The 21,322-nt window shown below is 45.0% G+C and carries 17 protein-coding genes and 2 pseudogenes; 10 read left to right on the top strand and 9 right to left on the bottom strand.

The window, feature by feature from the left end:
* Positions 1-8: 8 nt before the first annotated feature.
* From fucU to AB6E51_RS06535, 5 genes are all read right to left on the bottom strand, one after another.
* Positions 9-443, bottom strand: a complete 435-nt coding sequence (gene fucU / locus AB6E51_RS06555) for an L-fucose mutarotase (RefSeq protein WP_017059996.1) — start codon at positions 441-443, stop codon at positions 9-11.
* Entirely contained in the window at positions 436-1,884 is a 1,449-nt protein-coding gene (gene fucK / locus AB6E51_RS06550; RefSeq protein WP_017059997.1) for an L-fuculokinase, read from the bottom strand. Before fucK ends, fucU begins: the two co-directional genes overlap by 8 nt.
* A gap of 59 nt (positions 1,885-1,943) precedes the next feature.
* Entirely contained in the window at positions 1,944-3,692 is a 1,749-nt protein-coding gene (locus AB6E51_RS06545; RefSeq protein WP_372059013.1) for an L-fucose isomerase, read from the bottom strand.
* Positions 3,693-3,758: 66 nt separating this feature from the next.
* Entirely contained in the window at positions 3,759-4,928 is a 1,170-nt protein-coding gene (fucP, locus tag AB6E51_RS06540) for an L-fucose:H+ symporter permease (protein WP_017059999.1), read from the bottom strand.
* 197 nt (positions 4,929-5,125) lie between these two features.
* Entirely contained in the window at positions 5,126-5,812 is a 687-nt protein-coding gene (locus AB6E51_RS06535) for a DeoR/GlpR family DNA-binding transcription regulator (protein ID WP_048662208.1), read from the bottom strand.
* Between the two features lie 735 nt (positions 5,813-6,547).
* Here AB6E51_RS06535 and AB6E51_RS06530 point away from each other — a divergent pair.
* The 5 genes and pseudogenes from AB6E51_RS06530 (at position 6,548) to AB6E51_RS06510 (ending at position 11,519) form a co-directional block, all read left to right on the top strand.
* Positions 6,548-7,255: an ABC transporter ATP-binding protein gene (locus AB6E51_RS06530; protein ID WP_108192246.1), complete on the top strand. Its 708-nt coding sequence runs from the start codon at positions 6,548-6,550 to the stop codon at positions 7,253-7,255.
* 4 nt (positions 7,256-7,259) lie between these two features.
* Positions 7,260-9,793: pseudogene (locus AB6E51_RS06525) on the top strand (ABC transporter permease).
* Entirely contained in the window at positions 9,793-10,926 is a 1,134-nt protein-coding gene (locus AB6E51_RS06520; protein ID WP_372057807.1) for a lipocalin-like domain-containing protein, read from the top strand. Before AB6E51_RS06525 ends, AB6E51_RS06520 begins: the two are co-directional and overlap by 1 nt.
* A 204-nt stretch (positions 10,927-11,130) precedes the next feature.
* On the top strand, positions 11,131-11,340 hold the full coding sequence (locus tag AB6E51_RS06515) for a hypothetical protein (protein ID WP_108111587.1): 210 nt from the start codon (positions 11,131-11,133) through the stop codon (positions 11,338-11,340).
* Positions 11,337-11,519, top strand: a complete 183-nt coding sequence (locus AB6E51_RS06510) for a hypothetical protein (RefSeq protein ID WP_108111588.1) — start codon at positions 11,337-11,339, stop codon at positions 11,517-11,519. Before AB6E51_RS06515 ends, AB6E51_RS06510 begins: the two co-directional genes overlap by 4 nt.
* A gap of 100 nt (positions 11,520-11,619) precedes the next feature.
* Here AB6E51_RS06510 and AB6E51_RS06505 read toward each other — a convergent pair whose 3' ends face one another.
* Complete coding sequence (locus tag AB6E51_RS06505; protein WP_032546831.1) at positions 11,620-12,408, bottom strand: helix-turn-helix domain-containing protein; 789 nt, start codon at positions 12,406-12,408, stop codon at positions 11,620-11,622.
* Positions 12,409-12,506: 98 nt separating this feature from the next.
* Between AB6E51_RS06505 and AB6E51_RS06500 the strand changes: the two genes are divergently transcribed.
* From AB6E51_RS06500 to AB6E51_RS06485, 4 genes and pseudogenes are all read left to right on the top strand, one after another.
* Entirely contained in the window at positions 12,507-13,400 is an 894-nt protein-coding gene (locus tag AB6E51_RS06500; protein WP_372057808.1) for a DMT family transporter, read from the top strand.
* Between the two features lie 48 nt (positions 13,401-13,448).
* Positions 13,449-13,703: pseudogene (locus AB6E51_RS06495) on the top strand (peptide ABC transporter substrate-binding protein); the annotation flags it as partial.
* A 406-nt stretch (positions 13,704-14,109) separates the two neighbouring features.
* Entirely contained in the window at positions 14,110-14,613 is a 504-nt protein-coding gene (locus AB6E51_RS06490) for an acyl-CoA thioesterase (protein WP_019822926.1), read from the top strand.
* Positions 14,614-14,850: 237 nt separating this feature from the next.
* The gene (locus tag AB6E51_RS06485) at positions 14,851-15,123 is read left to right on the top strand and encodes a hypothetical protein (RefSeq protein WP_019822928.1); all 273 of its coding nucleotides are present in this window, start codon (positions 14,851-14,853) and stop codon (positions 15,121-15,123) included.
* Between the two features lie 561 nt (positions 15,124-15,684).
* Here AB6E51_RS06485 and malG read toward each other — a convergent pair.
* The 3 genes from malG to malE form a co-directional block, all read right to left on the bottom strand.
* Entirely contained in the window at positions 15,685-16,575 is an 891-nt protein-coding gene (gene malG, locus AB6E51_RS06480) for a maltose ABC transporter permease MalG (RefSeq protein WP_017060050.1), read from the bottom strand.
* 11 nt (positions 16,576-16,586) lie between these two features.
* Positions 16,587-18,158 carry a maltose ABC transporter permease MalF gene (malF, locus tag AB6E51_RS06475; protein ID WP_017060049.1) on the bottom strand — a complete coding sequence of 524 codons (1,572 nt, stop codon included), beginning with the start codon at positions 18,156-18,158 and terminating at the stop codon, positions 16,587-16,589.
* Between the two features lie 82 nt (positions 18,159-18,240).
* A complete protein-coding gene (malE, locus tag AB6E51_RS06470) occupies positions 18,241-19,425 on the bottom strand; it encodes a maltose/maltodextrin ABC transporter substrate-binding protein MalE (RefSeq protein ID WP_017060048.1) in 1,185 nt (394 codons plus the stop codon).
* A 664-nt stretch (positions 19,426-20,089) separates the two neighbouring features.
* Here malE and malK point away from each other — a divergent pair.
* The gene (gene malK / locus AB6E51_RS06465; RefSeq protein ID WP_017060047.1) at positions 20,090-21,202 is read left to right on the top strand and encodes a maltose/maltodextrin ABC transporter ATP-binding protein MalK; all 1,113 of its coding nucleotides are present in this window, start codon (positions 20,090-20,092) and stop codon (positions 21,200-21,202) included.
* Positions 21,203-21,322 lie beyond the last annotated feature (120 nt).

Raw genomic sequence — 21,322 nt, 5'->3', positions numbered from 1 at the left:
TTACTTCCTTAAGCTGGCGTTACGCCTTTCTTTAAAATGATGTTTCCGTATTTAGCGGTTTCGCCCGTCAGTACAACTGCAAAGCATTTTTCGGCGCGGTCGTAAAAATCAAAACGATCCATGTGTTCTAATGCAGGCTTGTCTTTCGTGGTCTTTGTGATTGCCGCCATGTATTTCGATTCAACTGTTGGGTCGAGCTGGTCACCCTCTACTGCTTGCATCATGATCAGCGGGCTTTGGCAGTACACGTCGAGCTCAAATAGCGGTATTGTGCCCTCTAACAGCGTATCGATATTCACGCCATCGGCTCTTAGCACCACATGCGATCCAAACGTCTCCGCAGGAAAATGGGCGTCGGCAAACAGAATTTCATCGCCATGCCCCATTCGACTTAATACGGCAAGCAGTTCTGGGCTTATTGCCGGATGGATTCCTTTAAGCATTGTGTATTTCCTCCAATAACTGGGCGTATTGTTCACGGCTCTCAGACGGGGTGATGACTTGGTAAGCAGGCTTCATATTTTCTTGGGCATGATTGGCATCAATAAATACCCCAGCCCCTGCAAAGGCATACATCGCTGCCCCCGTCACTGTGGCTTCAGGCTGTTCAACCACATGGATAGGGATGCCAACAACGTCAGCTCTTATTTGGTTCCACAGTCTATTTTTAGACCCACCACCCACCACCATTAAACACTCGGTATTTAAGCGACAAGTCGTGGAAAGATAGTGCAGACTGCTCTTGAGTTTGAAGGCCAGTCCTTCTAGAGCGGCGCGGTATATCTCACCCCTTGTGGCATTAATGGACAGGCCAGTAATCGCACCATTTCCTTTACCGTCACCACCAAGTAAAAAGGATGGATCGAACCTAACGCCATTTGCACCGATAGGGGCCGCTTCCCCTTCCGAAACCATCACCGCGTATTTACTGCTGCTCTCGGCAATATCCGTAAAGTAGGTGTTGGCGACCCATTCCATTACTGCACTAGAGAGCCATTGGATTGCTGGGTTAAACAAATCATTTTTAGCATCAAGCTCTGTTGTCATGCCCTCTTTGAGATAGTCAGGTTTTAACTGAGGACGTGGCGAACGAGCCATCAAGATCTCCCAAGTCCCTGAGCTTAAGAAAGACTGATTCTCTTTGGCACCAGAGCCGAACAAAGCAAACTGAGTGTCGTGACCTGCTGAAATCACTGGAACTCTGTTTGGAATGCCAAGCAGGAAGGCGACATCGTCTTTTAAACAACCCACTATTTCGCCCGCTTCAACCATGGGAGGAAAGTGCGCCTTCGTCAGCTCTAGGTACTGTAATACCCCTTCATTCCAGTCACCGCTGTCTAGGTCCGTCATCATCGACGTGCCAGCCATCGTTCGATCGGTTGTTAATTCGCCCGTCAGCTTTTGTGTCAACATCGACGAAATAAACACCCACTTATCCATATTGCTATAGACTTTTGGTTCGTTGTCTTTCAACCACTTAAGCTTGAATAAGGTATTGAACGAATAATCCCCGATGCCGTTGGTCAAATACAGTTCATCGCGGTCAATATCTTGCGAGATCTGGCTCATCACAGGCGCGGTACGAGCACATTTCCAAGAAATAATGGGATAGATCTGCTTTCCATCTTTATCGAAGGGCGCCCCGTCCACTCCAAAGGTAGTGACAGAAACGGCAACAATATCCGTCGAATTAATTTGAGCCGTTACCTGCTTTGAACACTCAACAAGCTTTTTCCAAATCTGTTGAAAATCCCAAACATGTTTAGTGCCATTCTGTAGCGTTTCATTAGCAATATAGTGCGACGCAACAATTTCACCTTGCTGGTTAATCGCAATAGAGCGGACGTTGGTGGCTCCGCAATCAAGAATAATAGCAATCGACATAACTCACCCCTTTAAGGCCTACCCCAAGTTGGGGCAGGCAAAATTAGTTACCTATTGAATTACTTATAGATAGGGCCGAAGTTCTGACAAGCGCGATAGTCCTGTCCCTCAACATCCTGACCAAATGCAGACCAAGTATGCGGACGAAAGATGTCTTGGCTATCCACGTTATGCATCGATACCGGAATACGCAGCATTGCAGCGAGAGAGATTAAATCGCCGCCAACGTGGCCTGAAGTGATAACACAGTGGTTAGCGCCCCAGTTTGCCATAACGTCATAAACCGATTTAAATGCGCCTTGGCCAGTCAAGCGAGGGACGAACCAGGTCGTTGGCCAAGTCGCGTTAGTGCGCTCATTTAGGGTATTATGAACATCTTCTGGCAGTTCGATAGAGTGCCCCTCAGCAATTTGCAGCACTGGACCAATACCCGAGATAATGTTGATTCGATGCATAGTAAATGGCATGCCACCTTCAGTTAGGAACTGAGACGAGAAGCCGCCCCCACGGAAGTATTCTTCAATGGCTGGGCACCATTTCGTTGCATTTAGAGACGCTTCAACGTCGGCTTGTGTCAGTTCCCAGTGCGGTTTCATCGCCGGCTTACCATCAGCTGTTCTCGCTTTACCTGCCCCATCGAGCGCTGCTGAGCCAGAGTTAACCAGGTGCAAGAAACCGGAATCTGGGCGGGTCCCTGTCACACGCTCTACCGCATCTTCAGACCAGTAGGTACGAACATCATGGAAAACCTGAGCCTCACCCGTCAGTAGCTTACCAAACATCATATTTACGCCGTTCAACGCGTCGTTTTCTGTTGCCACACAGATTGGTTCACGAATGCCGTTCCAATCAAATGAGGAGTTCAAGATGGCCTCTGAAAAATCGCCATTGGGCAAATGATCGGTCCAATGACGCTGACCTTGGAAGCCAGCCAGAATAGCATTGTGTCCTAGCGATTCTTCACCAAAGCCTAGCTCTGCAAGTTTTGGGTTGCCTTGCATCAAATCGCGCATGATCATGGTCATCTTAATGACGGTATCCCAATCCTCTGCTTTACGCTCTTCGGTGAAAGGGGTGCCGTTATAATCTTTACCTTCTTTACACCAGTCTCGTACCCAAGCACGTGCCAGTTCAAACTCTTTCTTGTCATAGACTTCTCGATCCAAACGGCGTTTGATTTCTGTCATATCGACATATTCATTACGCATGCCCAGATACTTCTGGAAGAACTCAGGGTTAACCACAGAGCCCGCGATGCCCATAGATACAGAGCCCATCGAGAGATAAGATTTACCGCGCATTGACGCGACGGCTAAACCTGCACGGCAGAAGCGAAGAATCTTGTCCTGTACGTCACTTGGGATTGACTCGTCTCCTGCGTCTTGCACTTCTTTGCCGTAAATTGAGAATGCCGGTAAACCCACTTGTGAGTGGCCTGCCATCGCGGCGGCTAGGTATACTGCACCTGGACGCTCAGTACCATTGAAACCCCAGATGGCTTTTGGTGTATGCGGGTCCATATCAATGGTTTCTGTGCCATAACACCAACACGGTGTTACTGTCAGTACAAGGCCCACATTTTCACGTTTAAATTTGTCAGCCGTCGCAGCAGATTCTGCTACACCACCAATACAAGAGTCGGCAAGGACACACTTCACTTTCTCTCCGCTAGCATGGCGAATATTCTCTTGAATAAAATGAGCTGCGCGCTGAGCCATTCCCATAGTTTGATCTTCAAGAGATTCGCGTACACCCATTTGACGACCGTCGATGGTAGGACGAATACCGATTTTAACTAACTGTGACATCATTGATGTTCCTTATTATTTCTTTAATTCAGGGGGCAGGTTAATGCTGCCCCTGTGGATAATTCTTTACTTAACTTGGTAACCTTTTGCGCCGTAGTACACTAGGTAAACGAAGCCAATGAATGGGATAACAAATGCGGCACCAATGCCTGCTGCATCTGAGATTTGCCCCATGATGGCGGTTAGCAGTGCACCACCCAGGATTGCCATGATTAAGAAGCTTCCACCAAACTTTGAATCAGACCCTAAATCTCTCAGTGATAGCCCAAAAATAGTCGGGAACATCAGAGACATACATGCAGACACACCGACTAGTGCATAAGCTCCTGCTAACCCACCCACTACCATGATTACAGCGACTAAAATCGCAGCGATCGCAGCCAAAGCAGCAAGTAGTTTTTGTGGTTCAATGTGTTTCATCAGCGCGACACAAACCCAGCGCATGACAGAGAAAATCACAATAGATGTCAGTAGGTATGTTGATGCTTCTGCTTCTGTACCGCCGACTTCTTGCATCACGTAACGAATAGTCCATGACCAACAACCAATTTGCGCACCGACATAGAAAAACTGAGCTAACACGCCTTTGGTGAAGTGGCTTCGCTTGACAATACGGCGGTACGCCTGACCAAATGTAGACTCACCGGTAGTACTTGTGTCCTTTGCGGCCGGCATCTTAGTTTTAAGAATCAATAGCCAAATTAAAGCAATAACAACTGCTACGCCCATATAGGGCATCATTACTGCGTACAGTTCGTCAGATTGAATTTTCGCTAGTTCGTCAGCAGCCATGGCCGCACGTTCACTATCCGTTGCAGGGTTTAGTTGCGATAAGATGTAAAATTTGCCAATTAACACCCCAGTGATCGAACCAATAGGGTTACAAGCTTGAGCAATATTTAGACGTCGAGTTGCGGTTTCTTCAGGACCCATCGCTAATATGTATGGGTTGGCACTTGTTTCTAGAATGGAGAGACCGCCAGCTAGAACAAATAATGCCAGCAAGAAAGGTAAATATTCCATTGCTTGCGCGGCGGGATAAAATAGCAGTGCGCCGGTTGCAAACAATCCAAGGCCCAAAAGCACTCCGGCTTTATAACTGTATCGCTGTATGAAAAGCGCAGCGGGAAGAGCCAAACAAAAATAAGCGCCATAGAAAGCCGTTTGTACCAAACCGGATTGCATATCGGTTAAAGTAAATACTTTTCGAAACTGTGCAATAAGTACATCAGTCATGTTATTTGCCAAACCCCACATGGCAAAACAACAACATAGTAGCCAAAAAGCAAATTTAATTTCCTTTGGTATTACCTCTACTTTATTATTCCTCTGTGTTTCAGACGAACTTATATTGAGAGTATCATTCATAAGATATCCTTATTTATTAATTAAATTATTTATTTTTATTTTAAAGTTTATTTTGTTTCACGTTATTACAAATCAGTTATTACTACATCTACCGATTCGTTATCACATATTTTAAGAAGACTTCTTTTTTTGTATTTAGATTTATCGGCAATTAGAATAACTTGATCAGATATATCGATAAAACTTCTTTTTATTTGATAGTTATATTCATTTGAATCCCAAACTCCTGAGTCATAATCAAACCCAACGCAGGAAAAGAAGCAGACGTCCAAAGACATATTAGCCAGTGTCTCCACTGCTAGTGGACCATAGAAACTACTGTACTTCTCGGAATAACTGCCACCAGTACAAATTACATTAATATTACTTTTACCTTCAAGGGCAATAACATTCTGAAGAGAATTGGTAATAATAGTGCAACTGATATTTGGAATCTCTCGAGCGAGACACCAACTTGATGAACTTGCGTCTAAACCTATTACCATTTCTTCTTTAATATAATCTAACGCTTTGCTTACCAGTAATTCCTTTTCTTCTATATAGTCCTTAGAACGCGCATGAAAAGAAAGACCTTCATCAATTTCTTGAACACTAATAGCCCCACCATGAACTCTTTTAAGTGCGCCCGATTCATCAAGCTTTTTTAAATCTCGACGAATGGTTTCCACAGAAACATTAAAGGCTTCTGCTATTTCTTCGACGGTTGCACTTCTTTGATCATTTATTAGTTCAACAATTTGTAGGCTTCTCATAATGGTCTCCCGCTTGCTTGATTATTAATTTACCAATGAAAAAATGGCAAAACTGTGACGAAATCGCCATCAAGCCCGTTATTGACCGATTTGTGACTGATATTGTGGACTATTAAACACAAATGCCCGAAACTTATAAAAACAGTCATTCATTAATAAGGAATTATAATTGTTAGAACAGCTTGTAATCACCACTTACATAGATTGAATGATATTGCGAATACTTGCCTATTTAGACCAAAGCGTATAACTCAGGAGAGGGGAGGACACGAAATGTCTGCACAGAGACAGTAATAAGAATCCACCAAGTAAACATGAAACAATGATTAGTTGAACTTGGCTAACTAAAGTGGGTAAAAACAAGAGAATTAATACTCTAAGAAACTTGGGGGCATTAACAAGTTAGAGAAACAGCACTATCCCCCTCCCCCAACACACTTTCATAAAGAAAACCTTTAACACGTTAAACCATGATTTATTGCACTTAAACGTGGTCACGAACCGTCTGACGATAAATTCGAAAGCCTCTGAGGTGACTCTAAGCTCCCACAAACACCTGTATTCCTCCTCACACTGATCTATTTCTCTCTTTTCGCAGTACAAGTTATTAATTATTCGATATAAATCGCTTTCTTTTTCAAATTGTTGTCTACAGTTTTATAGAGCTTGTCGCTTCAGTAATTGCCACAAGTAACGACACCTTTTGATGGTAGGTTTTGTTTATAAGGAAAGGAAATGGAAAGCCCAATTGTCACACTCACACATGCCAGCAAAAGCTTTGTTGATGGTAAAGACACTCATAGCGTGTTGGAAAATGTCGACTTCGCTTTGGCAACAGGGGCAAGCGTGGCTTTGACAGGGGCGAGTGGTAGCGGGAAAAGTACTCTGCTGAACATCATTGCGGGGTTTGAACCTCTATCTGGTGGTGAGTTGTGGCTCGATGGCGAGAACTCATTAGATTGGAAAGATCCACAGTGGAGCCGATTCCGCCATCAAAATTTGGGCGTTGTCTTTCAACAGTTCAACTTGTTAACCCCACTCAACGTAAAACAGAACATCGCCTTCCCTCTCCATTTAAATCAACAAAAATGGGGCGACTGGTGCGATTACTTAGTGGAAGCGTTAGGCATCAGTGAATTGCTCGATAGGCATGTATCTGCACTCTCTGGCGGTCAACAACAACGAGTCGCAATAGCGCGTGCGCTAGCCCATAAACCCAAACTATTGCTTGCCGACGAACCCACAGGCAACCTCGACCACAAAGCAGGGTTAGAGGTTATGAAACTGCTGAGTGAAATCACTACACAAGGCAACACTGCCGTGCTTTTGGTTACGCACAGCCCGGAATGTGCCAGCTTTATGCAGACAAAATTGGTGTTAGATGATGGTTGTTTAAAGAACGTAGATCGAACCAAAACCAAAGAGCAGCAACTTTGTGAGTAATCCAATGAAGCAAACTGGCTTCGTTCAGAACCAGCTCACCCATACCAAACTGACTCTGAACCTATTCGCGGCACACTATCGTCAATCACCATTGCAAGCCGCAGCGATTCTGATCGGCATTGTGTTAGCGGTCACCTTGTTTGTCGCAGTGCAAGCCATCAACCTCAATGCCAAGCGCAGTTATGCAGAATCGACCGAGCAACTTAGCGCTCAAGCGCAGAACCTTATCATTCCACTAGCAGGGCAAAACTATTTGCCGGAATCGCTCTACTTCAGCTTAAGACAAAGTGGATTAAGCGCAGCGCTACCTGTTATAGAAGGGCGAGTAAGAGACGAGCAAGGTCGACGTTGGTCAGTTCAAGGCAGTGAGTTGATCGCCGCCCTCACTTCAAGATCTCGTCACGCTCGCGTCGACGAACAAAGCAACACTCAAACCAAAGAACCAAACATTTCCCTGTTCGACAATGCCTTACCTTTGCCGCAACTCTTAGCGGGTGAACCCATTGTGATGATGAGCCAGTCGCAACACCAGAACTTGGGAGGAGTAGACACACTCACTTTGGATGAAGTGCTCACTCAAGTGGTAGTGCTACCAGATGAATGGCAGCTAGGTAGCCGAATGTTGATGGATATTGGGTTCGCTCAGCAACTGCTTAACAAGCAAGGGCAACTGAGCTACATCGCTATTTTTGACACTAAGAGCGACACTAAGAGCAATCCTCAGGATAAATGGCAAAGCCTTATTGGCGAGCAAGGACGATGGATTTCCAACAACCAAAGTACGGATCCGGGTTCAATTACCGATAGCTTTCACCTCAATCTCACCGCCATGAGTCTGTTGGCGTTTTTGGTTGGCCTATTCATCGCTTACAATGGTGTGAAGTACAGTTTACTGAAGCGTAATCGGCTATTGGTGCAAATTCAACAAGCCGGCATTGCGCCAAGCATCGTGTTTTCAGCTCTGTTAGTCGAGCTGACTCTTTTAGTCACACTAGGCGCGTCGCTTGGTTTCATTCTCGGCATCCAACTCAGCCATTGGCTGCATCCAACCGTCGCGATAACACTTGAGCAACTTTATGGTGCAACACTGCTTCCCGGTACATGGCAGTGGCAATGGTTAATGCAGGCACTGCTACTCACGCTGGCCGCAACGCTTGTCGCTTGTTGGCAACACTTTAAACAGCGGGTGCGACAACCCCTCTCTTCCCATGGCGGTTTCTATCAAGCGCCGGAAACGTCTAACGAAAATCAGCTGTTTGTTATCGGGTCAGTATTAACTATTCTCGCGTTAGCAGGTTTATGGATGAGCGAACATCATCGCTTCACCATGGCATGGCTCGGTGTGTTAGTGGTATCGATTCCTTTGTACCTGCCCAAAACGCTAAGCGTGCTAGCGAACTGGAGCGAAAAACGCACCCAATCGGGGTTAATACAATATCTGTTTGCTGAGCTACGTGAACTTATTTCCCCTCTCTCCCTTGCCATGATGGCGTTGCTTCTCGCTGTCACCGCCAATATCGGAATGAATACCTTAGTCGGCAGCTTTGAATCCACGTTAAAGCAATGGCTTGAACAGCGCTTACATGCCGATATTTACGTTAGCCCTGCCCAAGGTGAAATCGCGAATGTGGAACGTGCGTTAGAGCAGTTTGAAAATGTTGAAACCGTTTATAAGCAATATTATGTCGATGATAACTTGCAGGGCTTACCTACTTTGCTCGGCACCAAAGACAAAGACACACTTGAGCAAACCATGGTATTTCAATCCCACCTTGATGATTTCTGGACGCGCTTTTACCAAGGTGAATTCGTGGCGATCAGCGAACCTACGGCAGTGAAGCTCGGCTTGCCGCTTGGAAGCCGACTCAAGCTCGACGCGATCCAAGACAAAGCGCTCATCGTCGGGGCGATTTTCCACGATTACGGCTCACCGAATGGCGAAGTGTTACTTGCACCTAATCTATGGCTCGAAAGCGGATTTACTGACTTACCCACCAGCTTGGGAATCAAGGTCTCTGGCGACCCACAAGTGGTATATGAACAGCTACGCCAACAACTCAATCTGCACCCTAGTCAGCTTTACGATCAAGCGCAGATCAAATCGATCGCTTTAGATATCTTCTCACAAACCTTTGCTATCACTCGGGCGCTTAATGGCGTCACTTTAATGGTGGCGGTGATAGGGTTGTTCTGCGCCTGTTTCATGTTGCTCGATGCACGCAAAGCCGCCATTGCAAGGCTGTATGCGCTCGGTGTAAGTCAGAAAAATTGATGGCGATGATGGTCGGGCAAATCGTTGTTCTGGTCGCCTTCACTCTGGTTATCGCTTTACCACTCGGCGCTATGGTCGGTTATGTGTTGACGGACATCGTTACCCTGCGCGCCTTTGGTTGGAGTTTAAATTATATGTGGAATTGGAGTGATGCACTCAGCATCGCAGCCATCACCATTTTAGTGGCGGTGATTGCGACCTTGATTCCACTGTGGCGTTTGGTCAGTAAACCCGTGGTATCCAGTTTGCAAAGCGAGGTGTTGTGATGAATCGAGCAATAAGCGTTTTTGTTCTCACGCTTGCCGTCTTGTTTCTTTTAGGATGCGAGGAGTCCACTCAACCATCAGCTCAAAATATGGGTTCGATACTCGGTACTGAAACACAAACCGAGAATGAAACGGCAATCGATCAAGCGCAATTTTCTCCGGTAGTAAAAGGTATCGACATCACTTTCCCTGCCGACCATCAAGCACACCCTGATTTTCGTCATGAATGGTGGTATTTAACCGCAAACTTGATTGATGAAGAAGGCAATGCGTTAGGCGTGCAATGGACACAGTTCCGCTTTGCGGCTGCACCACAGGAAAGTGGCAATAGCACCAAGGAAACCACGTGGCAAAGCCAGCCAATCTACATGGCGCACAGTGCTGTCACCACTAAAGACAAACACTATGCCGATGAAAAATGGTCACGTGACCAAGCTGAACTGGCGGGTGTCAGCACTTCACCGTTTCGGGTCTATCTCGATGATTGGCAATGGACGTCGACGACCGATGACCTGTTCCCAGCTACATTGGTCGCTAACTCGAGTCAATTTGGATACTCGCTTAAGTTAACCAACAACGCGCCTTATCAAAAGCAAGGCGAACAAGGCTACAGCACTAAAAGTAGCGATGGCAAAGTGGCTTCCTATTACTACAGCCAACCATTCATCGATGTATCGGGCGAAGTAACCATTGATGGCATCACGCATCAGGTGTCTGGTAAAGGTTGGATAGACAGAGAGTGGAGCTCGCAGTTCTTACTCGACTCGCAACAAGGCTGGGATTGGTTTGCGCTGAGGCTTAATGATAAAACCAGCTTGGTCATGTTCCAACTACGAAATTCAACAACAGGCGAAGCCAGTTATGCTAACGCAAGATTAATGCAGCAAGACGGTTCTGGCATTGCCATTTCACAACAAGAGATAACCCTAACCGCTATTAATCAAACGGAAATCGATGGACGTGACTACCCAACAGAATGGCAAATTTCGATTCCAAGCCAGCAAATAGAACTGACCGTCTCGGCACTCAATCCAAATGCCAAAATGCCGCTGTCGGTTCCCTATTGGGAGGGGCCAATCGTGATTAAAGGTTCTCATTTCGGAGCTGGCTATATGGAATTGACTGGGTATTAAGTCGTGTATTAATAAAGGTGGAATCTGACAACAAATACATAGCGATAGCCATGGACTAAACCACTTTTAACCAAAGCCTCCACGACGGAGGCTTTTTGCTATTCATCATGTTCTATTTATCTAAACGCTTGTTACAAAATATCTAATTTAACCAAACACTGAGCTCCCCTAAAATACCAATCAAATGATTAGGGGAGATAGAACATGATTAGCTCAGTACACAATGACGAACTCAACAGATACATAGAAAGACTAGACTTAAACCTTACAAAGGCTCAGGTTCGTGAACTTGGTTGGCAGCAAAGCAATGAAGAGGTAGGAAAAGAAAAAACAGTATTAGGCTTGTGGTTTTTCTTTTCTTTCTTTGGTTTATGTACGTCTGCATGTCTTGCGCTGCTGATGTATATCTCATGAAGATAAACAAAACAATGACCACGTATAACCAGCATGGAACGTTCAATTGGTTCGAGGTCGATGGAGAAACGTACATACTGTTCAAGGTCGGCAGCATCAGTGCTCTATTGAATCAATACTATGAGGATATCACCGAACAACAGAGCGAAATATATGGGCTGTTGGGTGCGATTCCATAATCTCCTACTGCACGTATTCACTTATGGTGTATCTATTTACTTATGGTCTATCGACTCACTAACTAGTGAAAACATCCGTTCTTTTGGGAACACGAGCTAGCTACAACAAACGGTTCTTATACTGTTCTGGCGTTTGGTTCGCGTAACGTTTGAACATGGTGATAAATGGGCTTGCTTGGTTATAACCCAATGTAAGGGCGACCTCTTTAACCGATTGGCCGTTTCTTAACAAGTCCATTGAGTACAGGTAGCGCACTCGTAGTCGCCACTCGGTAAAGCTCATTCCAAGCTCCGTCTGGCAGTGGCGAGAAAGGGTTCTTTCCGTAGTGTGGACACGTTCAGCCCAATCTTTCAGCGTCACTTCATCGGTTGGGTTCTCTTCAACAGAAGCTAATATAGGCGCTAGATACTTATTGTCGGTTGAAGGCAAGAAGTGGTGTTCAACCTCACGCTGCGCAAGTTGGTCAAGCAGTACCTGAACGAGCCTTTGATCTTGCTCTTTTTCTGCAACATTGATTCCACGCTCGCGAAAGTCATCGATAATAGAAGACACAATCGGCGTGATCTTTATAAGGCTGGTTTTATCTGGCAGGTGTTGCGTGAGTTCTGGGGCGATATTTAGCGAACAGTAGTCCAAAGGCTTACGGTTATAACTGCAATGCATCACCCCGGCAGGTACCCAAATCGCCAAATGTGGTGGCGCTAGAAATCGAGTGCTTTCCGCTTCCATCTCTAATATACCGCCACTGATCAATTGAACCTGTCCCCATGAGTGGCTATGAACTCGGGTTTCAGTGTTCGAAAGAAACGCTTCAAAATTCATAAATACGTTGGATGGTGCCTTATCAATTGATAAGGATGGATGAAGGTTTCTGGACTGTTTTTTCAAACTTGTCTTCCTATCGCGCCTGATGTCTTTCTAAAGATACTTGTAAGTATAACGACCTGTCAAACTAGCCGCATCAACTCATTTGCGACGGAATTCACATGCATTATCTCTTACCATTTTTTACAGTCTGTATCTGGGGCGCCAATGCAATCGTCAACAAGCTTGCTGCAAGCACCATAGAACCTAGCGCGATGAGTTTTTACCGCTGGTTTTTTGCGATGTTAATTCTCACGCCTTTCTGTATTCGCCCGGTGATGAAGCAGTGGGCTGTCATTAAGCCAAACCTATCGAAATTAGCGTTCCTCGGATTTTTAGGCATGGTATTGAACCAATCTCTAGGTTACTACGCAGGCTTAACCACAACCGCTTCCAACATGGCCTTGATCACGTCTTTAGTCCCATTGATCAGCGTGTTTCTAAGCGTTCCTTTGTTGCACAAGTCGATTTCTAGTTTGAGTATTGTTGGCGGTGTGTTGTCACTGTCAGGCTTAGCTCTGATGTTAGGTAAAGGCGACCCTTTGTTCTTCATGCATCAAGAATTGACTCAAGGTGATGGTTATATGCTAATTGCAGCCTTTGTTTATGCGTCTTACTGTGTGCTCTTGAAACGCTGGAAAATGCCCATCAGTAGCTGGGTGGTGATTTACATTCAGGGTCTGTTTGCTGTCGCGATGCTTACGCCACTTTGGCTTACCAGCGAACAGCTTTTACCACCACAACAAGCGATCCCATTGATAGCTTACGCCGCAGTTGCCGCTTCAATTTTAGCGCCTTGGATGTGGGTGAAGGCGATTGACACGATTGGTGCTGACTCAAGCGCGATGTTCATGAACTTGCTTCCGGTTGTTGCGATCGTATTAGCCACGACATGGCTTGGTGAAGAGATTAACCAGTTCCACATCATTGGTGGTGTGATGGTGATTTCCGGTGTCATCCTTGCTCAAATCAAAAGAAAACCAAGGCTTGAGGCTCCTCTCCCTCAACAAAGCTAAACGCATTACCCAACGCTCACATTAGGGTAAAAATTCAAACTCACGTTTCACACAGCAAATGAGAGTGGCTACTGTAATCCATACTATGATGAGCCCTTACAGCAAGCGAGTAAAACGGAAGGTTAGTCTAAACGCTTTACTTTATATCAGCACGATGAGTCGTTACTCAACTATTCTTCAGTAGTTATACCTTTATATCATTACAATCACACACGATTAGTGCGAAATACACTAAAAGGCTTCCCAAACAATAATCCGAAAGGAAATATCTACGCGAAGGATCTATACTTTTTAAAACAGTAAAAGTGAGCTGATAAGAAAACAATAATCACTACCACTTTAGTGGTATCTGAGATACAGCCACTTTAACTAAACCAAATCAACAGCGGTTGGTTGGCTAACACAAAAAAGTACCGACATGAGTACCACACGGCTTAGAAACACCTAGCATTACGCTAGGTGTTTTTTTTGCAATCGACCTATCTAGTGACTTAATCAGTATTTCTATTCTCTTGCTTGATATCACTTCATCCATGTTTGCCATTCGCCTGATACGCCTTTAAGCACCAATATTCATCAACTGATCATCTGTTTGAAAAAAATAGTCTTAACCATGAGATTATCCGCTTTAACTTATGTCATCTTAAGTATATTGTTACTAGCAAGTAACAAGCATGTTACGCAGCAAAATAATAATGAAGGAAGATAGATGAGCAGTAGCAATAGCCGACAAGATGGTAAACGAGACGTTACTCTGCGTTTTTTAGCTGAACCCGGGGATGTGAACTTTGGTGGTAAAGTTCATGGTGGTGCAGCAATGAAGTGGATCGATTTAGCAGCCTACGCTTGTTCCGCAGGTTGGAGCGGTAAATACTGTATAACAGCCTATGCAGGCGGAATTCGATTCGTTGCCCCAATTCATGTAGGCAACCTTGTGGAAGTAAGTGCAAAGGTCATTTACACAGGTTCATCTTCAATGCATATCGCTATCGACGTGCAAGCAAGCGACCCTAAAGAGCTCAATAACCGCCTAACAACTCACTGTATCGTTATTATGGTCGCTGTCGATGAGAATGGTAATCCGACTAAAGTGCCAGAGTGGATACCAGAGACGCCAGAAGACATCGAATTACGAGATTCGGCTATTCGCCTAATGAACATGCGAAAACAGATTGGTGAAGAGATGGAAGCTCACGTGAAGTACCTTAAGTAAGGTCCACCAGCTGCCCTCCCCCTACAAAACCTTATTACAATGCCAAGCGCCTGCTTGGCATTGATCTATTTGATACCTTCGTGCTCTACACAGCCAAATCCGCTGCACACCCAATACAGACGATAAGAGCGTGATACCCAGCCAAAGGTTGAAATGAATCGGCACTTGTTCACTGATTTATTTTGACTGTAATAAAGTCGTCATTTTGCTCTGATTAAATACCGCCAATCATAATAGATGCATTTGAATTTCTTGGAGCCACTCTTGAGCGTCATACGCCCCACTCTTAGCGAGTCTACACTGAACAATTTAAAGGCTGTTGAGTACCAATGGGTTAGAACTTTGTACGTCGAAGGCTACGACAGCAATGAAATCAACCACTATATCCAAACGTGTTTCGGTGGAGATCCGACATTTGCCGATCTATTTCGTCGCGTGGCACTCGATCAAGAAAGCATCTATGTGCTATTGCAACACTTAGGTTGTGCTCCTTCTAGTAAAGAGTTCTAACTTCTAAGTCCCACCAAAAACCAGAAGCATAAATAAACCCACCTCCATAACCCTCATGAATGTCACTTGAATATTCTGTAACTACCTCTCGCTTACCCATACATTTTCAGTGCAATTTCAGGTTTTGTTGCATACAAATCATTGAAGTATCACGCATTGGAATATTCACAACATATCAATAGTACAACAGCCACTTATACTGAGTGTCTGATTTGTGAGACTAGTTCATTTCTACAAGTAACCAAAATGAAGTGGTCGGTATTTAGGAGAGAAGTAACTCGAAACTTTGGGTTTTAAAGTAGATATGAGCGCGATAGTTAACGAGTAACGCTGACACAAAAAACAAAAAGTAGCAGGCATAAAAAAACCCAAGTAAATACCTGGGTTAGAGTTACAAAAACCACTAATCATTAATAGCGTAAGGAACCTGATTAGTAGCCAGCTATGCGTAACCTGAGGGTTATTTTTATTACTGATCGGCGGCCAAACCAAATGATGTAATAAAAATGCCAATATAGAGCGACCTAACGGTCGCTCTTTTTCTTTCTTATAGAGTACAGCTTATCCTTTTACACCACCTGCCGTCAAACCACCAACTAACCAACGTTGAGCAAGTAAGAACACGATAGTAATCGGAAGTGCTGATAGTACAGCCGCTGCCGCAAAGTCACCCCATAGGTAGTTCTGAGGGTATAGGTACTGCTGCATACCTACTGCTAGCGTGTAAGAGTTCACATCTGTAAGTAGGATAGACGCTACTGGCACCTCACCCACTGTCGCGATGAAAGATAGGATAAACACAACCGCTAGGATTGGCACAGACAGCGGTAGTAGAACCAGTCTGAATGCTTGCCAAGGCGTTGCACCATCAAGGGCTGCTGCCTCTTCCAGAGAGTTATCAATCGTCTCAAAGTAACCCTTAATCGTCCATACGTGCAGTGCAATACCACCAAGGTAAGAGAAGATTAGACCACCGTGTGTGTTCAAGCCTAAGAACGGAATGTATTGACCAAGTTTGTCAAACAGCGCGTAGATTGCTACTAGAGCCAATACTGCTGGGAACATTTGGAAAATCATCATCGCTTTCAGGATTGTGTTCTTACCTTTAAAGCGCATACGAGCAAACGCGTAAGCCGATGTCGTAGACAGTGTCACAATCAGAATCGATGTGATACCTGCAACCTTCACTGAGTTCCATAACCAAGTTAGCACAGGGAACGGAGGTGACGTTACCGAGCCATCTGCGTTCGTTACTGACATACCCAATGCTAACTTCCAGTGTTCCAATGATGGGTTATCTGGAATCAAACTACCGGTTGCGAAGTTACCTTCACGGAACGAGATCGCGATGATCATCAGTAGTGGGAAGATAATCATTGCCAAGAAGCACCACAACACTGCATGCGTTGCCCACACTCGGTATTTAAGGCCTTTACCTTGTACCATAGCCATTGTCGTGCTCCTTAATCTTGAGACAGTTTAGTGAAACGAAGGTTTAGTAACGCTAGTGCACCAACCAATAGGAAGATAAGCGTTGCGATAGCACTTGCTAGACCGAAGTCTTGACCGCCGCCGCCTTCGAATGCAATTCGGTACGTGTAGCTTACAAGCAAGTCTGTGTAACCCGCTGGCTCAGAAGTACCAATCATGTTCGGGCCACCGTTCGTCAATAGTTGAATCATTACGAAGTTGTTGAAGTTAAAGGCAAACGCTGCAATCAATAGCGGTGTAAGCGGTTTAATCATCAATGGGAACGTAATGCGCTTGAAGTTATCAAGGAAGTTCGCACCATCGATTGCTGACGCTTCGTATAAATCATCAGGAATCGCTTTAAGCAGACCCATACATAGAATCATCATGTAAGGGAAACCTAGCCATGTGTTAACCATCAACACCATGGTTTTCGCTAAGATAGGGTCTGAGAACCAGTTCGGGCTTAAGCCGAAGATATTCTCGAGTACCATGTTGATCTCACCAAAGCTTTGGTTGAATAGACCCTTAAAGATAAGAATCGAGATAAACGCGGGTACGGCGTAAGGCAGAATCAGTAGAACACGATAAATAGAACGACCTTTCAACTCTTCCCATTGCACGATGTTAGCCAATACAAGGCCGATAACTAGCGTGAACGCTACGGTACATACCGAGAAGATAACCGTCCAAATAAAGATGCTGATAAACGGTTCTTTAATGCCGTCATCTTTCCATACACGCTCAAAGTTATGCGTACCAATGCTAACCACGAAACCTGGAGAGATGGTATTACCCGTAAACTCACCATTTGCATCAACAGGCTGGTAGAAACCCACATCCATATTTGGCTTGAGAACTTCACCCGTTTCATTGTTGATTAACGTTTCTTCATCGTCTTGTAGCGTGTAAAGCGGAGCAACAGAAGCAAACTTACGTAAGCCACTCATGCGGATGTCACCACCGTCAGGTAGATTGAAATCAACACCACTGATTGCTGCTCGGTTTTGAATGATCGCTTTGATCTTCTCTTTTTCACCTTGCGCAGACTCAATAACAGATAGGTCCATCTCTGTTTCTGTCATATTGTCTAGAGAAAATACGTCAGTCGCTAACAGTTGATCGCCATCTTTTACAACGATCTGGTGACCGTCATCTGTCTTGTACAAAGTAAATGGGTAGCTCTCACCGCTTTGGAAAGAACGGTCTAAAAGAACGGTTTGAGTACGCTCTAGAGAAAGTTGGTTTTTCGCGCTGTAGTTAGTAAACGCAAGCCCTACGGTGTATGCCAATGGGAAAAGAATGAACAAGATCATTCCGGCAATACCTGGGTAAATATAACGGTGGGCGTAAGTTTTTTTACTACCAAAAATGTAAAGTGCCAAAGCCGTTAAGATCACTGTAAGCAGCGCAAAAGCGAGCTCACCGCGAGAATACATTAGAATTGTAGCGTAGCCGTTTATTAAGCCAACGCTACCAAGCAACCCCCATTTAATGAAGACGCTTTTACTGCCTGGAAGGCTTGATGGTGCTGGGATAGCATCTGTACCTTGAACTGACTGCATAGAGGAACCTGCTAGCGATATAGATAAAAAAATAGAAAAGTAAGGAGAGGTTACCCTCTCCTTAAAAGGTAGTGCCTGGGTGTTACTTAACCATACGACCTTCAGCAGCTTTTAGTGCTTGGTCTACTGATTGACGGCCGTCAACTACGTTGCCGATCGCTTCTTCCATGCTGTACCAGAATGTTGTGAACTGAGGGATGTTAGGCATGATTTCACCGTTCATCGCGTTGTCCATTGTTGCTGCAATACGAGTATCGCTGTCTAGTTGACGTTGGAAAGAGTTAAGAGCAACAGCGCCTAGTGGCTTGTCGTCGTTCAGGCTCTTCATACCTTCATCTGTTAGTAGGTAGTTTTCCATGAACTCAACAGCTAGGTCGCGGTTTGGAGACGCAGTGCTGATACCACCTGCCCATACACCAACGAAAGGTTTAGACGCTTTACCGTTGAACTTAGGTAGTGTTGTTACGCCGTAATCTACACCAGCTTTCTTGATGTTTTCCCAACCCCAAGGGCCGTTGATTGTCATTGCAACGTTACCCGCAACAAATTCAGACTCAGCAACTGAGTAATCCATGTCTGCAGAGATAACCTTGTCTTGTACCATCTTCTCGATGAAACCTAGAGACTTCTGAACACCATCAGTCGCTACGCCCGCATCTTTAATGTCGTAACCTTCTGCAGTCTGTTTGAATGCGTAACCGCCGTCAGCTGCAAGTAGAGGCCATGTGAAGTAAGCGCCGCCACGTAGAGGCCACATGATCGCTTTCTTGCCGTCTTTTTTAAGTTCAGCATCAAGTGCTGGGATTTCTTCCCAAGACTTAGGTGGGTTAGGAACAAGCGCTTTGTTATAAATTAGCGAAACTGACTCAACAGCAACAGGGTATGCGATTGTTTTACCTTCGTATGAAACAGCGTCCCATGCGAAGTCTACGATACCTTCTTTAGTTTCTTTAGAAGGTTTGATATCAACAAGAAGTCCCGCTTCTGCATAGCCGCCAAAACGGTCATGTGCGTAGAAGATCATGTCTGGGCCATCGCCAGCTGCTGCTACTTGAGGGAATTTCTCTTCTAGCTTGTCAGGGAAAGCGACGGTTACTTTAACACCAGTATCTTCTTCGAAGCGTTTACCTACTTCAGCCATGCCTTCATAAGCTTTGTCACCACCTACCCAGATTGTTAGTTGTCCTTCTTCGATAGCAGCATTTGCACCAAAAGAACCCAGAGCAACTATTGTACCTAGAGCTACAGCGCTTAGAGCGTTTTTCATGTGAATATCCTTTTTATATTTATACGTAGGGCACATCTACCAAGACGAGCCAGTTTTCGGAGGTTATGATCTGAGAAAACAGACCCTAGCTCATCATCCCAGCCACTACGCCCTAGCTATTATGGCTTAAATTCGTGATCGCCATCCGGTCAGATTAGAGACTGCAATCACAAAACGTATACTCATCGTGATCAACATCACCGTTACGTGGTGGATTTATTTGAACTGGATCGCCAATTATTAATAACCCCATTTATCTACTCCTCCCCTCCTACTCCCCCTAGTTAATTTTCCATTAGGAGGATGTACCCTTACGCCAATTCACCGAAACTGCATTCATCCAAGAGTGGATAGTAAGAACCCTTTACCGGCAAGTGTTATGCGTTGACGCATTATTCATTTAGTTGGCTTCACTGCCCGCTGGTGTCTTATATTAGCATCGAGCTAAATCTGTGATTGAATCACGGGGGAGGTTTAGCTGGATGTGGGGGAAATGGGCATCAGTTTGGCTATGACGGGTGGGCTTGGTTAAAGAAGCCAAGTCTCACCCACTTTTTTCTTACTCACTCAATACTTACCAATTCCTACAGTTACTGCTGACCCAAAAATTTCTTATAATGATAAGCAGTAAAACTTAAAATTTGATCGATCGAGGACAAGCTAGATGGCGAGTGTCACGTTAAAAAACGTTTATAAATCATATGGTGATGTACAGATTTCTAAGGACGTAACCTTAGACATCAACGAAGGTGAATTCGTAGTATTCGTTGGACCATCAGGTTGTGGTAAATCGACGCTATTACGTTGTATCGCAGGTCTAGAAGACATTACGTCTGGTGATTTGTACATTGGCGACCAACGCATGAATGACGTTGAACCGTCAAAGCGTGGCGTAGGTATGGTATTCCAGTCTTATGCGCTTTACCCTCACCTTAACCTATACGACAACATGTCTTTCGGTCTTAAGCTAGCAAACGCAAATAAAGCTGAGATCGACAAACGCGTTGAACATGCGGCAGAAATCCTTCAGCTTGGTCACCTTCTTGAGCGCCAACCTAAAGCGCTTTCTGGTGGTCAACGTCAACGTGTTGCGATTGGTCGTACTCTGGTTTCTCAACCAAACGTATTCCTACTTGATGAGCCTTTATCAAACCTAGATGCCGCGCTACGTGTTCAAATGCGTTCGCAAATCACCAAGCTACAGCGTCAACTGGGTTGTACCATGATCTACGTTACCCACGACCAAGTGGAAGCGATGACAATGGCGGATAAGATCGTTGTTCTGGATGGTGGTTATGTATCTCAAGTCGGTAAGCCGCTTGACCTTTACCACTACCCTCAAAACCGTTTCGTTGCTGGCTTTATTGGCTCACCGAAGATGAACTTCATGTCGGTACACATTGAACAAGCTGAAGCAGAACGCGTATTGGTACAACTTTCTAATGGCATGACTTTCTGGATCCCTGTTGATGGTACGACTGTCAATGCTGGCGATCGTATGTCTCTGGGTATTCGCCCTGAACACTTGATGTCTGCTGAATCAGGTGACGCGACGATTGAAGCTGACGTGATGATGGTAGAGAAACTAGGTAACGAAACTCAGGTTTACCTAAACCTTGAAAGTGCCGATGCTGATGTTATCTATCGCCAGCCAGACACGTTGAAAATCGAATCAGGTGACAAGTTGGCGATTGGTATTCCAGCGCACCGTTGTCACCTGTTCCACAGCGATGGCCGCGCATGTCGTCGTTTGTACAAAGAATACGGCACAGACTAATCGCTTAGCCTTTTAGGATATAACTTGCCCATATCGAATCCCTCTTACTCAGTAAGGGGGATTTTTTTATGTGCTGGATATTTTTATGTGTTGGATACGAGTTTCACTTACATTGAATAG

Origin of the sequence: Vibrio sp. 10N.247.311.47, assembly GCF_041467535.1 — a bacterium.
Taxonomy (GTDB): Bacteria; Pseudomonadota; Gammaproteobacteria; order Enterobacterales; family Vibrionaceae; genus Vibrio; species Vibrio crassostreae_C.
The sequence above is the reverse complement of the archived record's forward strand: the minus strand, read 5'-3'. Positions and strand labels throughout refer to the sequence as shown.